General features: G+C 68.2%; 12 protein-coding genes. 8 read left to right on the top strand and 4 right to left on the bottom strand.

Going from position 1 to position 13,627, the window contains the following annotated elements:
* The first annotated feature begins 51 nt into the window (after window positions 1-51).
* A complete protein-coding gene (locus FOC67_RS15225; protein WP_009313887.1) occupies window positions 52-1,179 on the top strand; it encodes a M14-type cytosolic carboxypeptidase in 1,128 nt (375 codons plus the stop codon).
* Window positions 1,180-1,210: 31 nt separating this feature from the next.
* Here FOC67_RS15225 and FOC67_RS15230 read toward each other — a convergent pair whose 3' ends face one another.
* Together FOC67_RS15230 and FOC67_RS15235 are read right to left on the bottom strand one after the other, a co-directional pair.
* Window positions 1,211-1,867, bottom strand: coding sequence for a thiopurine S-methyltransferase (locus FOC67_RS15230; RefSeq protein WP_003109680.1), 657 nt, complete (start codon window positions 1,865-1,867; stop codon window positions 1,211-1,213).
* A 55-nt stretch (window positions 1,868-1,922) separates the two neighbouring features.
* Window positions 1,923-2,369 carry a universal stress protein gene (locus tag FOC67_RS15235; RefSeq protein WP_003138749.1) on the bottom strand — a complete coding sequence of 149 codons (447 nt, stop codon included), beginning with the start codon at window positions 2,367-2,369 and terminating at the stop codon, window positions 1,923-1,925.
* A gap of 156 nt (window positions 2,370-2,525) precedes the next feature.
* Between FOC67_RS15235 and FOC67_RS15240 the strand changes: the two genes are divergently transcribed.
* The 6 genes from FOC67_RS15240 to FOC67_RS15265 all read left to right on the top strand — a co-directional run bounded on the left by FOC67_RS15240 (window position 2,526) and on the right by FOC67_RS15265 (window position 9,587).
* A complete protein-coding gene (locus FOC67_RS15240; RefSeq protein WP_003090919.1) occupies window positions 2,526-3,458 on the top strand; it encodes a LysR family transcriptional regulator in 933 nt (310 codons plus the stop codon).
* Between the two features lie 137 nt (window positions 3,459-3,595).
* Entirely contained in the window at window positions 3,596-5,206 is a 1,611-nt protein-coding gene (locus FOC67_RS15245; RefSeq protein WP_009313885.1) for an MFS transporter, read from the top strand.
* A gap of 11 nt (window positions 5,207-5,217) precedes the next feature.
* A complete protein-coding gene (locus tag FOC67_RS15250) occupies window positions 5,218-6,282 on the top strand; it encodes an HlyD family secretion protein (protein ID WP_009313884.1) in 1,065 nt (354 codons plus the stop codon).
* A complete protein-coding gene (locus FOC67_RS15255) occupies window positions 6,279-7,718 on the top strand; it encodes an efflux transporter outer membrane subunit (protein WP_003090923.1) in 1,440 nt (479 codons plus the stop codon). The genes FOC67_RS15250 and FOC67_RS15255 overlap by 4 nt, the downstream gene beginning before the upstream one ends.
* Before the next feature lie 36 nt (window positions 7,719-7,754).
* Window positions 7,755-8,726 (top strand): LysR family transcriptional regulator, encoded by a 972-nt coding sequence (locus FOC67_RS15260; protein WP_003109674.1) that lies wholly within the window; start codon window positions 7,755-7,757, stop codon window positions 8,724-8,726.
* A gap of 90 nt (window positions 8,727-8,816) precedes the next feature.
* Window positions 8,817-9,587, top strand: coding sequence for a class III extradiol ring-cleavage dioxygenase (locus FOC67_RS15265; protein WP_009313883.1), 771 nt, complete (start codon window positions 8,817-8,819; stop codon window positions 9,585-9,587).
* A gap of 366 nt (window positions 9,588-9,953) precedes the next feature.
* On the opposite strand, the gene FOC67_RS15270 is transcribed toward FOC67_RS15265, so the two are convergent.
* The gene (locus tag FOC67_RS15270; protein WP_003119873.1) at window positions 9,954-11,657 is read right to left on the bottom strand and encodes a DEAD/DEAH box helicase; all 1,704 of its coding nucleotides are present in this window, start codon (window positions 11,655-11,657) and stop codon (window positions 9,954-9,956) included.
* A 310-nt stretch (window positions 11,658-11,967) separates the two neighbouring features.
* Between FOC67_RS15270 and FOC67_RS15275 the strand changes: the two genes are divergently transcribed.
* On the top strand, window positions 11,968-12,759 hold the full coding sequence (locus FOC67_RS15275) for a crotonase/enoyl-CoA hydratase family protein (protein ID WP_003090929.1): 792 nt from the start codon (window positions 11,968-11,970) through the stop codon (window positions 12,757-12,759).
* 26 nt (window positions 12,760-12,785) lie between these two features.
* Here FOC67_RS15275 and FOC67_RS15280 read toward each other — a convergent pair whose 3' ends face one another.
* Window positions 12,786-13,535 carry a spermidine synthase gene (locus FOC67_RS15280; RefSeq protein WP_003119872.1) on the bottom strand — a complete coding sequence of 250 codons (750 nt, stop codon included), beginning with the start codon at window positions 13,533-13,535 and terminating at the stop codon, window positions 12,786-12,788.
* Window positions 13,536-13,627: the final 92 nt, after the last annotated feature.

The raw sequence follows: 13,627 nt of genomic DNA on the forward strand, positions 1-13,627 counted from the left end.
CGGGCCAGCCCCGGAACATGCGGGTCCGTGATTTCGCCCGATGAGGTTCCCATGCAGATCCGCGCCGATTTCGACAGCGGCAACATCCAGGTCATCGATGCCAGCGATCCTCGCCGGATCCGCCTGGCGATCCGTCCCGACCTGGCCAGCCAGCATTTCCAGTGGTTCCACTTCAAGGTCGAGGGCATGACTGCCGCCACCGAGCACCGCTTCACCCTGGTCAACGCCGGCCAGTCGGCCTACAGCCATGCCTGGAGCGGCTACCAGGCAGTCGCCTCGTACGATGGCGAACGCTGGTTCCGCGTACCGTCGCAATACGACGCCGACGGCCTGCATTTCCAGCTTGAACCGGAGGAAAGCGAAGTCCGCTTCGCCTACTTCGAGCCCTACAGCCGCGAACGGCATGCCCGCCTGGTCGAACGTGCGCTCGGCATCGAGGGCGTCGAACGGCTCGCCGTCGGCACCAGCGTGCAAGGCCGCGACATCGAATTGCTGCGGGTCAGGCGCCATCCCGACAGCCACCTGAAGCTGTGGGTCATCGCCCAGCAGCATCCCGGCGAACACATGGCCGAATGGTTCATGGAAGGCCTGATCGAGCGCCTGCAGCGGCCGGACGACACGGAAATGCAGCGCCTGCTGGAAAAGGCCGACCTGTACCTGGTGCCGAACATGAACCCGGACGGCGCGTTCCACGGCAACCTGCGCACCAACGCCGCCGGCCAGGATCTCAACCGGGCCTGGCTGGAGCCGAGCGCCGAGCGCAGCCCGGAAGTCTGGTTCGTCCAGCAGGAGATGAAGCGCCATGGCGTCGACCTGTTCCTCGACATCCACGGCGACGAGGAAATCCCCCACGTATTCGCCGCCGGCTGCGAGGGCAACCCGGGCTATACGCCCCGCCTGGAACGACTCGAGCAACGCTTCCGCGAGGAACTGATGGCGCGCGGCGAATTCCAGATCCGCCATGGCTACCCACGTAGTGCGCCGGGCCAGGCCAACCTGGCGCTGGCCTGCAACTTCGTCGGGCAGACCTACGACTGCCTGGCGTTCACCATCGAGATGCCGTTCAAGGACCACGACGACAACCCGGAGCCCGCGACCGGCTGGTCCGGCGCCCGCTCCAAGCGGCTCGGCCAGGACGTCCTGAGCACCCTTGCGGTGCTGGTCGACGAACTCCGCTGAAAATGGACGGGGCGCCGCGCGGCGCCCCGTTTCAGCCTCTCTCCAGCAGGTAGACGGCCTCGTTCAGCCAGGACACCCCGCGCTCGAGGAATTTCCAGTTGACGCCGAGCACGTCGCCGCGCTCCAGTTCCTCGATCCGCCAACCGCCAGCGTAGTAGCCACGCACCTCCTCGTCGGGCACGGCGAACGGCGGACCGGCCATCTCCGCCTGCGGGTAGTCGATGGTGACCAGCAAGCCGAGGCTGCGCGTCGGCAGGACCGCCTGGAGATGCCCGGCATAGCGCTCGCGCATCTCCGGCGGCAGGGCGATCAGCGCGGCGCGGTCGTAGAACGCCCTGCACTGCGCCAGGTGCTCTGCCTGCAAGGCGAAGAAATCACCCTGCAGCAGGGTGATGCCGGCGACCCGGTAGCGGCGGAAACCACCCAGTTGATCGATCTCGGGGCGCAGGTCGTGCTCCTCGAAGAAGTCGCTCACGGCCTTTTCCGAAAGCTCCACCCCCAGCACCTCCAGCCCCTGGGCGGCCAGCCAGGCCAGGTCCAGGGTCTTGCCGCACAACGGCACCAGGATCCGTTCGCCCGCTTGCAATCGCAGCCGCGACAGGTGGCGCATCAGGTAGGGATTGATCTCGTCCAGATGGAAGCCGATCTGGTTGTTCGCCCAGCGGGCGTGCCAAAAATCCGCCTGCATCCTGCCCTCCGCATTCGTGGAAAAACCCGCAAGGTGGCGACAATCGGCCGGCAGGTCAACTCCCCTGCGCATCTTCCTCGCGCACTTCCACCAGCACCGGACACGGCGCCTCGCGGATCACCCGGTCGCCGACCGAAGGATCGAGCAGGCGCTCCAGCCGTCCCAGGTGCCGATGGCCGATGACGATCAGCTCGCAGCCCAGGCGCCGCGCCTCGCCCAGGATCACCTGCACCGGGTCGCCGGCGCGTAGCTCGGCCCGTACCTCCAGCTCGCACCCGGCTAGCAGCGCACGGGCCTCGTCGAGCACCTGCCGGGCCTCTTCACACTCGTGCGCGGCGGGCGGATAGTCGAGCAGCGTCGGCCGGCCCGGCAACGCATAGCCGGCGTCCACCGCGCACAGCAGGTGGACCCTCGCGCCCGGCGCGGCGGCCTGCCGCGCCAGCTCGGCAATGCGACGGGTCTGCGGGCCGCCGTCGATGGCGACCAGGAGTGTATGGAACATCGGCAAATCCTCGGACAGGGCGTACACCGGCATTCTTCGGTAGCCACCGGCGCGCGTAAAGGCATCGCGGACGCAATCCAGCAATGCAGCGAACGCACGCCTGGGAGAGCAAAAGACTGCACCTTGCGCACTCAAGGGTGCTTATACTTCCACTCCATGCATCTTCCCGATATGAATCTCCTGGTCGCCCTCAACGTTCTTCTCGAAGAGGGCAGCGTGGTCGGAGCCGCGCGCCGCATGCACCTCAGCCCACCGGCGATGAGCCGTACCCTGTCGCGGATCCGCGAGGCGGTAGGCGATCCGATCATGGTCCGCGCCGGCCGCAAGCTGGTGCCCACGCCCCGCGCCCTGGAACTGCAGGAGCAGGTCCGACAACTGGTGGATCAGGCCCGCGACCTGTTCAACACCCGCGAGACCATCCAACTGGACAAGCTGGAGCGCTGCTTCACCCTGCGTTCCAACAACACCCTGGTCGGCGGTCTGGCCACCCGCATACTGGAAATCTTCAGCAAGGAAGCGCCACGCTGTACCCTGCGCTTCGCCCCGGAATCGGACATAGACGACGAAGCCCTGCGGCAGAACCGCATCGACCTCTACATCGGCGCCTCGTCCTGGATGGAGCCCGAGGTCAAGACCCAGCAACTGCTCACCACCCGCTTCGTCGGCCTGGCCCGCCAGGGGCATCCGATCTTCGACGGCGACATCACCCCGCAGCGCTTCGCCGCCTTCCCCCACATCAGCGTCTCGCGCCGCGGACTCCACCACGGCCCACTGGACCAAGCCCTGGGAGAGCTGGGGGTGACCCGCCAGGTCAAGCTGGTCTGCGCAACCTTCCACTCGGCGATCTTCGCCCTGCCCGGTTCCGACCTGCTGTTGCCGATCGCCGAGCACTCCCTGTGGCGGGCCAACCGACTGGGCCTGGGCCTGCGCCAGTTCGACATCCCGGTGCCATTGAAGACCGTGATGGTGGTCCAGGCCTGGCATCCACGCTTCGACAACGATCCCGCGCACCGCTGGTTCCGGCAAACGGTCAAGCGGCTTTGCGAGGAAGTGCAGAACGATCCCCATCCGCTGCTGGGCTCCAACTGATATAGATGCGTAAAACGCACTGATTCATTTCGATCATTTCAATTTTCACACTATCTGGACGCCCCTAGACTGCGGCGGAAATCAGAAGAGTTTCCGCCCATGCCTTGTTTCCCCACCCTCGCCGTAGCGAGGTCGCGATGACTTCGCTCGCCACCCCGCTCGGCCAGCCGACGCCAACCGCAGCCCCCGCCGCCCCCGCCGCCCCCGCCGCCCAGCCTTTCGGCGCGCGCATCGTGGTCGGCCTGCTCGGCGTGCTGCTCGCCTCGCTCACCGCCGGTCTCAATGGTCATGTCACCGAGATCGCCATGACCGATGTGCGCGGCGCACTCGCCATCGGCCATGACGAAGGCACCTGGCTGACCGTGCTCTACGAAGCCACCCAGGTCGCCGCCATGGCATTCGCGCCCTGGTGTTCGGTGACCTTTTCCCTGCGCCGCTTCACGCTCTTCGCCATCGGCGGCTTCGCCCTGCTGGCCCTGCTCTGTCCGTTCGCGCCGAACCTCGAGAGCCTGCTGGTCCTGCGCACCCTGCAAGGGCTGATGGCCGGCTGCCTGCCGCCAATGCTGATGACCGTGGCGCTACGCTTCCTGCCACCCGGGATAAAGCTCTACGGCCTGGGCGCCTATGCCCTCACCGCGACCTTCGGGCCCAACCTGGGCCTGCCACTGGCGGCGTTCTGGTTCGAATACGTCGGCTGGCAGTGGGTGTTCTGGCAGGTCATTCCACTGTGCCTGGTGGCGATGGCCGCGGTGTCCCATGGCATCCCCCAGGACCCGGTGCGCCTGGAACGCTTCCGCCAGTTCGACGGCATCGGCCTGCTCACCGGTTTCCCGGCGATCTGCGCCCTGGTGATCGGTCTGCTGCAAGGCGAACGCCTGGACTGGTTCGAGTCGCCGCTGATCTGCCTGCTGCTGGGCAGCGGCAGCCTCCTGCTAGGGCTGTTCCTGGTCAACGAATGGAGCCACCCGCTGCCGTTCTTCCGCCTGCAGTTGCTGAAGCGGCGCAACCTGACCTTCGCCCTGATCACCCTGGCCGGCGTGCTGGTGGTGCTCGGCGCGAGCATGGGCGTGCCGACCGAATTCCTCGCCGAGATCCGCGGCTACCGCCCCCTGCAGAGCGTACCCATGGTGTTGCTGGTGGCCCTTCCGCAGCTCGTCGCGCTGCCGCTGGTGGCGGCCCTCTGCAACATCCCGCGGGTCGACTGCCGCTGGGTGCTGGCCTGCGGCCTGTGCCTGTGCGCCGGTGCCTGCCTGAGCTTCAGCCAACTGACGGCGGACTGGGTGCGCGAGGACTTCTACCTGCCGATGCTGTTACTGGTGGTCGGCCAGCCGATGGCGGTGATTCCGCTGTTGATGCTCTCCACCAGCGTCATCGCGCCCATCGAGGGGCCCTTCGCCTCAGCCTGGTTCAACACCGTCCGCGGCTTCTCCGGGGTAGTCGCCACCGCGGTGATCGGCGCCCTCGGCACCGCCCGCGAGCACTACCACTCCAACCGCCTGGTGGATCACCTGGGCAATGCGCCCCAGGCCGTCGAACTGCGCCTGCAACAGTTCGCCGGCCTGCAACCGGGCGCCGACTCCGGCGCGCACTGGCAGCACCTGGCCGAACAGGCCCGCCAACAGGCCCAGGTGCTGGGCAACGCCGACGTGCTGCTGGCGATGACCGGCCTGGCCTGCGCCCTGCTGATCCTGATTCCGATCCTGCCGCAACGGGCCTACCCGCCCCGCCCGGTCGCTCCCACACACTGAAAGGTCGCTGTATGTCGTTCATCACTTCGCGCAAGGGCAGCCTGCTGCTCGCCGCCCTGCTGGTCCTGATCCTGCTGGTCTACCTGCTGTTCCACCTGCTCGCCCCACGGGTCGTGCAGAGCACCGACGACGCCTATGTGCACGCCGATTTCACCCTGGTCGCGCCGAAAGTCGCCGGCTTCGTCCAGGACGTTCTGGTCGAGGACAACCAGCCGGTCAAGGCCGGCCAGTTGCTCGCCCGCCTCGACGACCGCGACTTCCGCACCGCCCTGGCCGCCGCCGAGGCCGACGTGCTCGGTGCCGAGGCCAACCTGGCCAATGCCGAGGCCAACCTGCAACGCCAGCAGGCAATGATCGAACAGGCGCGGGCCAAGGTCCGCGCCGAGCAGGCCGAGCTGGTCTTCGCCCGTCACGAGCAAAGCCGCTACCAGACCCTCGCCAGCAAGGGCGCCGGCAGCCTGCAGAACGCCCAGCAGGCGCAATCGCGGATCGATACCGCCAGCGCCCGGCTGGCCGAGGGCCAGGCCGCGGTGGATGCCACGCGCAAGCAGGTGAGCGTCCTCGAAGCCCGCGTCGGCCAGGCCCGTGGCGACCTGCAACGCATGCAGGCGCGACGCGACCAGGCCCGCCTGGACCTCTCCTACTGCGAACTCCGCGCACCCTTCGACGGCCAGGTCGGCCGCCGCCAACTGCGCGTCGGCGCCTATGTCACGCCGGGCAGCGCGCTGCTGGCGGTGGTGCCCCTGCAGCAGGCCTACGTGGTCGGCAATTTCCAGGAAACCCAACTGACCCACGTCTCTCCCGGACAGGCCGTGGAGATCCGCGTCGATACCTTCCCCGGCGAGGTTCTGCGCGGCCATGTCGACAGCATCGCACCGGCCACCGGCCTGAGCTTCGCGCCGATCGCCCCGGACAACGCCACCGGCAACTTCACCAAGGTGGTCCAGCGGATCCCGGTGAAGATCGTTCTCGAGCCGCGCCAGGCCATGGCGGGCAAGTTGCGTGTGGGCATGTCGGTGGAAGCACGGATCGACACCGCGACCGGCACCCACTCCGCCGAGGTCGCCCAGCAATGAAAGGCACTCCGCTCCTGCTTATTGCCAGCCTTGCGCTCGGCGCCTGCAGCCTCGGTCCCGACTTCACCCGCCCGGACCGCCCTGCGCCCGGCGACTGGTCGCTCCAGGCCGCTGCCGGCAACCCCAGCCACCTCGCCGCCGCGCCACTCGCAGCACAATGGTGGACGCTGTTCGACGACGCGCAATTGAACGCCCTGCTGCAACGGGTCCAGCGTGCCAACCTCGACCTGCGCAGCGCCGCGGCGCGCCTGCAGCAGAGCCGCGCGATCCGTCGCAGCCTCGGCGGTGACGCCCTGCCCTCGGTGGACGCCAGCGGCAACTACCAGCGCCAGCGGACCACCAGCGCCGGCCTGTTCGATCCTTCCGGCAAGGCCGGCAAAGGCAACTACAACCACGCCCTGGCCGGCTTCGACGCCTCCTGGGAGCTGGACTTCTGGGGCCGCGTGCGACGCGAACTGGAAGCCGCCGACGCGACGGTGGAAGCCAGCGAGAACGAACTGCGCGACGTGCAGGTCTCGGTGCTGGCGGAAGCCGCGCGCGACTATATCCAGTTGCGCGGCGAACAGAGCCGTGCGGCGATCATCCGCGACAACCTCGAGACCGCACGGCGCAGCCTGGAACTCACCCGCACGCGCCTGGCCAACGGCGTCGCCACCGACCTCGAGGTAGCCCAGGCGCTGGCCCAGGTGGCCAGCATGGAGGCACGCCTGCCCGAGGTGGAAAAGAACCAGGCGCACCTGGTCAACGCCCTTGGCTACCTGGTCGGAGCCAGCCCCGGCAGCCTGCTCGCCGAACTCGGCCCGGCGCGGGAGATTCCGCGTCCGCCGGGCAGCGTGCCGGTCGGCCTGCCGTCCGAACTGGCCCAGCGCCGCCCCGACATCCGTCGTGCCGAAGCGCGCCTGCACGCCGCTACCGCCAGCATCGGCGTGGCCAAGGCGGACTTCTATCCGCGCATCACGCTCAACGGCAACTTCGGTTTCGAATCCCTGCAACTGTCCAGCCTGGGCGACTGGGACCATCGCCAGTTCGCCATCGGCCCGGCGTTCAGCCTGCCGATCTTCGAAGGCGGACGCCTGCGCGGACGCCTGGAGCTACGCGAGGCACAGCAGCAGGAAGCCGCCATCGACTACCAGCGCACCGTGCTGCGTGCCTGGCAGGAAGTCGACGACGCGATGCACGACTACGCCGCCAACCAGCGCCGCCAGGAGCGCCTCGGCGAAGCCGTGGCGCAGAACCGCCGCGCCCTGCAGAGCGCCCGCGAGCAATACCGCGCCGGCGCGGTGGACTTCCTCAGCGTGCTCGACAGCCAGCGGCAACTGCTGGACAACCAGGAACAGCAGGTCGCCAGCGACGAAGCGGTGTCTCTGACCCTGGTCAACCTCTACAAGGCGCTGGGCGGCGGCTGGAGCCCAACGTCCGACCCGGCGTCGGGCTGAGACGACGCCGGGCGCGGACCGGCGAAGGAGTTGGAAATGGACCTGCTGCACGGTATCCGGACCTTCGTCCGCGTGGTGGAGCACGGCAGCTTCACCCAGGCCGCCCAGGCGCTGGGCACCTCTCCGGCGACCGTTTCGCGCCAGGTCGCCGGGCTCGAACAGGCGCTCTCGGCGCGCCTGCTGCAACGCAATACGCGCAGCGTCGTGGTGACGGAAAGCGGTCTGCGCTACTACGAGCATTGCAAGCAGATCCTGCGTACGGTCGCCGCCGCCGCGGCGGACGTCGAAGACAGCCAGTCCCACGCCAGTGGTCGCCTGCGCCTCCACGCGGTGACCGAACTGGGCCTCGAGCACCTGATGCCGCTACTGGTGGACTATCTGGACGGCCACCCGGACGTCTCCGTCGACCTCACGCTGGCCCAGGGCACCCCGGCCCTGCTCGAGGAAGGCCTGGACGTGCTGATCACCCTCGGCCGAACCTTGCCGGACTCGACCCTGGTCGCCCGCGATCTCGGCCAGGTGTTCAGCGTGGTCTGTGCCGCGCCGGAATACCTGGCACGGCATGGCGTGCCGCGCACGCCGGAGGACCTGCTGCGGCATCGCTGCCTGAACGTGGCCGCGCCGTCCTGCCCGCAGGGCTGGGTCTTCGTCGGCGAACGCGGCGAAACGCTGCTCGATCTCGACGAGGCGCTCAAGGTCAACCTCCCCGAGGCCGCCTGCGCCGCCGCCGCGGCCGGGCTCGGCGTCTGCCTGCTGCCCGGCTTCGTCGCCGCCCGCGCGCTGCAGGAAGGCAGCCTGTTGCGGCTACTGCCGGGCCATCGACTGCATGTCCGCGAGGTGTTCGTGCTGTACTCCTCGCGGCGCTACCTGGACGCCAAGATCCGCACCTGGGTGGACTTCCTCAGGGAACGCCTGCCCCTGGCGTTCGAGCGTGACCGGGCGATTCTCGACGATCGGCGCTACTGGGCGGAAAGCCCAACCGGCGTAGCGCGCGAGACCGCGACCTAACGTCTGGATCGATAGGTATCCTCAAAAACATATACTGGTTTTCGATTGATCGAGGGAGGAACATGGCTCATCCGAGTCATGAGGTGAATCATGCTACCGACTCTCTATATTTCCCACGGCTCACCGATGCTCGCCCTCGAACCGGGCGCCAGCGGCGTACAACTGCGCCGCCTGGCTACAGAGCTGCCGCGGCCGAAGGCGATCCTGGTGGTTTCCGCGCACTGGGAAAGCGACGACCTGCGAGTAACCGGCGCCGCGGCGCCGGATATCTGGCACGACTTCTACGGCTTTCCGCCGCCCCTCTACGCCGTGCGCTACCCGGCCAAGGGCGCGCCGGCGCTGGCGCAGCGGACGATCGAACTGCTCCAGGCCGCCGGCCTGCCGGCCCAGGCCGACCCACAGCAACCATTCGACCACGGCACCTGGGTGCCGCTGAGCCTGATGTACCCGCAGGCGGACATCCCGGTGCTCCAGCTGTCCCTGCCGAGCCGCCTCGGTCCGGCCCTGCAGAGCCGCGTCGGCCAGGCCCTGCGCCAACTGCGCGGGGAAGGCGTGCTGCTGATCGGTTCCGGCAGCATCACCCACAACCTGGGCGAACTGGACTGGCACGCCGGACCGGAAGCCATCGCGCCCTGGGCGCGGGAGTTCCGTGACTGGATGGTGGAAAAGCTCCAGGCCGACGACGAGGCCGCGCTTCACGACTACCGCCGGCAGGCGCCCTGGGCGGCGCGCAACCACCCCAGCGACGAGCACCTGCTGCCGCTGTTCTTCGCCCGCGGCGCGGGCGGCGGCGGGATGCGCGTCGAGCACAGCGGCTTTACCCTGGGCTCGTTGGGGATGGATATCTATCGCTTCGATTGACAGAGCTTCTCGTGGGACTGGCGGAGAGCATTGGCTTCCCGCCGCAAGCTGGGTGGACTCGGCTGGCAGCCAGGAAATCGCGAGCGATATAGTCCTGTAGCGCGGATAACGCCATAGGCGTTATCCGCGATGTCATGGATAGGCGGCGGATCAGGGCTTCGGTATGTGCAGGTCTGGCATGCACGACGTGGTGCCTGCCCTGGCGGCTGGGCAAGTCTTTTGTTTCCTTTAGACGCTTGCCAGAGGGACTCGCCCGGGGTGACGAAACGAGAAGCCGGGGCAGGCGCGAAAAACAGCCCGGCCAGCAAACATCAAGCCCATGAAAAAGCCCCGCCGAAGCGGGGCTTTTGTTCATCGCGCTGGACCTCAGTCCTCGCGATAGCGGCGCAGGCGCAGGGCCTTGCCGGCGACGCGGGTGTCCTTGAGCTTGGTCAGCAGGCGCTCGAGGTTGGCCTCGGGCAGTTCGATCAGGCTGAAGGTATCGCGAATCTGGATGCGACCGATGTCCTCGCGGGACAGGCCGCCCTCGTTGAGGATCGCGCCCAGCAGGTTCTTCGCCGCGACCCCGTCGCGCGCGCCGAGGGCGGTGCGGCAGCGGGCACGGCCTTCGCTCGGCGGCGCCATCGGACGACGCTCGCCGCTGCGCTCCGGACGCTCGCCGCGTTCGCCACGGTCGGCACGCTCGCGCGGTGCCGATGGGGTCAGCGGCTGTTCGCGGCGCACCGACTCCAGGTCCAGCGCCTTGCCGGCGGTCAGGCGCGCCAGCAGTGCGGCGGCCAGGGTCTCGGCATCGCAGCCGAGGCGACGGCACAGCTCGTCGCGCACCGCGCCGCGCTGCTCGACGGCGCTGTCGAGCAAGGGCGTCAGGCTCGCGGCCAGGCGCGCCAGGCGGGCCTCCAGCACGGTCTCGGCATCCGGCAGGCGGACTTCGCCGACCTTCTGCCCGGTGACCCGCTCGATCACCTGCAGCATGCGCCGCTCGCGCGGAGTCACCAGCAACAGCGCACGCCCTTCCCGACCGGCACGGCCGGTACGGCCGATGCGGTGCACGTAGGACTCGGGGTCGTAGGGCATATCGATGTTCAGCACGTGGGTGATGCGCGGTACGTCCAGGCCCCGGGCAGCAACGTCGGTGGCGATGACGATGTCCAGCGAACCGTCCTTCAGCGACTCGATGACCCGCTCGCGCTGGGCCTGCGGCATGTCGCCGTTGAGCGCGGCGGCGCGGTAGCCCTGGCGCTCGAGCAATTCGGCGTAGTCGAGGGTGGCCTGCTTGGTGCGGACGAAGGCGATCAGCGCGTCGAACTGCTCGACTTCCAGCAGGCGCTGGATCGAACCGGCCTTCTGGTCGGCATGGACCATCAGGTGGACCTGCTCGATGCGCGCCACGGTCTGGGTCTTGGCGGCGATCTTGACGTGCTTGGGCTGCTTCAGGTGGCGCTCGGCGATGCCACGGATGGACGCCGGCAGGGTCGCCGAGAAGAGCACGGTCTGGCGCGATTCGGGAAGCGCCTCGAAGATCACTTCCAGGTCGTCCATGAAGCCGAGCTTGAGCATCTCGTCGGCTTCGTCGAGCACCAGGCGCTGGACGGTGGCCAGCAGCTTCTCGTCGCGGCGCAGGTGGTCGCACAGGCGGCCGGGGGTAGCGACGAGGATCTGTGCGCCCTGGCGCAGGGCCTTCAGCTGCGGCCCCATGGGCGCGCCGCCGTAGACGGCGACCACGCCGACGCCCGGCAATTGCTTGGAATAGGTTTCGCAGGCGGTGGCGACCTGCAGGGCCAGCTCGCGGGTCGGCACCAGCACCAGCATCTGCGGCTCGCGACGGCTCGGGTCGATGCGCGACAGCAGCGGCAGGGCGAACGCGGCGGTCTTGCCGGTACCGGTCTGCGCCTGGCCGATCATGTCGTGGCCTTCGAGGATCAGCGGAATCGATTGAGCCTGGATAGGCGAAGGCTCTTCGTAGCCTACGGCGACGATTGCCGCGAGCACATTGGGGTGAATACCGAGCGCGGCGAAGCCGACGGTTTCCTGAGTCATGGGTTTGCCTCGTATACATCCGCAAAGACCCATGACCCATGGCTGCTCATGCCCTGTACGGCCGAAACGGCCACCCAGGCAGCTGGGGCGGGGATTTGCGAGATTGCTTTTGAATTAGAAGATTACGTAAAGGAAATCCGCAGAGCGGATACACAGCCAGAGCACAGCGCTCCGAAAAATGCAGGTCCTGAACGGGGTCAGTTTTGACCGGCGCGCATCATACCGGAATTTTGACGTTTGTGTGCGTTTTTTCCGACATGCGTCATCGGAGAGACTGACAATGGACATCCCGATTCCAGACGTCTATACCGACGTTGCCCGCCCCCCGCCAGGAAACCGCCGCATGAACGACACCCTCCCAGGACGCATCAGCCGCGAACGGCGCGGCCACCTGCTGCTGCTCGGCCTCGACCGCGTGGCCAAGCGCAACGCCTTCGACCTGCCGATGCTCGACGACCTGGTCGCCGCGCTCGGCGAATACGAGGCCGACGACAAGTTGCGCTGTGCCCTGCTCTTCGCCCACGGCGAGCATTTCACCGCCGGGCTGGACCTGGCCAATGTCGGCGAGACCTTCCGCCAGGGCTGGAAACTCCCCGAAGGCGCCGTCGATCCCTGGGGCACCTTCGGCGGCCGGCGTCCAAGCAAGCCGCTGGTGGTGGCCGTGCAAGGCTACTGCTACACCATCGGCATCGAACTGATGCTGGCGGCCGACATCAACCTCTGCGCCAGCAACGCGCGCTTCGCCCAGCTCGAAGTGCAGCGCGGAATCCTCCCGTTCGGTGGCGCGACACTGCGCATGCACCAGGTCGCCGGCTGGGGCAACGCCATGCGCTGGCTGCTCACCGGCGACGAATTCGACGCCCACGAAGCCTATCGTCTCGGCCTGGTGCAGGAAGTCACCGCCCCGGAAGACCTCCTCGACCACGCCGTCGCTCTCGCCGAACGGGTCGCGGCCCAGGCGCCGCTCGGCGTGCGCGCCACCCTCGGCTCGGCGCGCCAGGCCCTGCTGGAAGGCGAAGCGGTCGCCGCCGCTGCGTTGCCGGAAGCCGCCAGGCGCCTGCTCGACAGCGAGGACGCCAAGGAAGGCCTGCGCGCGCTCCAGGAACGCCGCCCGGGACGCTTCGAAGGACGCTAGACCGGACCCTTGTCCGCGCGCCCTGGCTACTGGGCCGGGCGCAGGCTGTCGATATAGCCCTGCAACGAATAGCCGAGTTGCGGCTCCAGCGCCGCGGCACGCGTCCGCAGGGCTTCCTGGTCGAGTTCGAGGGCCAGGTTCGCCGGCACCAGCATCACCACGTTGCCCTCGGCCACCGGACACTCCCAGTAATGATGGTGATAGCGCCCGCGCAGCAGCGGCGCGCCCAGCGGCTTGCCATCGGTGCCGCTCCACTGGTTGATCACCAGCCAGCCATCCTCGGCGAGGCGCTCCTGGCAGGCGCCGAGGAAATTCCAGGCCAGGTGCGCGGCCGACGGGCCGGTATCGGTATAGAGGTCGAGGAAGATCAGGTCGGCCTCCGCGCATTCGCCCAGGCTCTCCAGTGCGTCGCCGATGCGCAATCGCAGGCGCGGGTCGTCGCGCAGCCCCAGATGCTCACGGGCCAGGCGCGGAATCGCCGGGCGCAGCTCGATGGCCTCGGCCTCCTCCAGCGGCAGGTGACGCAGGCAGGCCTGGGTCAGGCTACCGGCGCCGAAACCGAGGAACAACGCGCGACGCGGTTGCGAATGGCAGAGCCCGCCGAGCAGCATGGCGCGGGTGTAGTCGTATTCCAGCCAGGCCGGATCGGGCATGAACACGCAGCTCTGCTCGACACCGTCGCCGAACTCGAGGAAGCGATAGTCGCCGGACTCGATGACCCGGATGACCCCGTATTCGTCGCGCTCCTCGACCAGCAGACGTTCTTCGCTCACCACTCACCTCCCCCCGCCGCTTCGCCGGCTATCGCCAGGCGCTCCGGCAAAAGCACCGCAGCATAGCAAAGCCGGCCCGACGATGGATTTCCGCT

The sequence above is a fragment of the Pseudomonas sp. FDAARGOS_761 genome (assembly GCF_013343155.1).
Lineage (GTDB): Bacteria > Pseudomonadota > Gammaproteobacteria > Pseudomonadales > Pseudomonadaceae > Pseudomonas > Pseudomonas aeruginosa.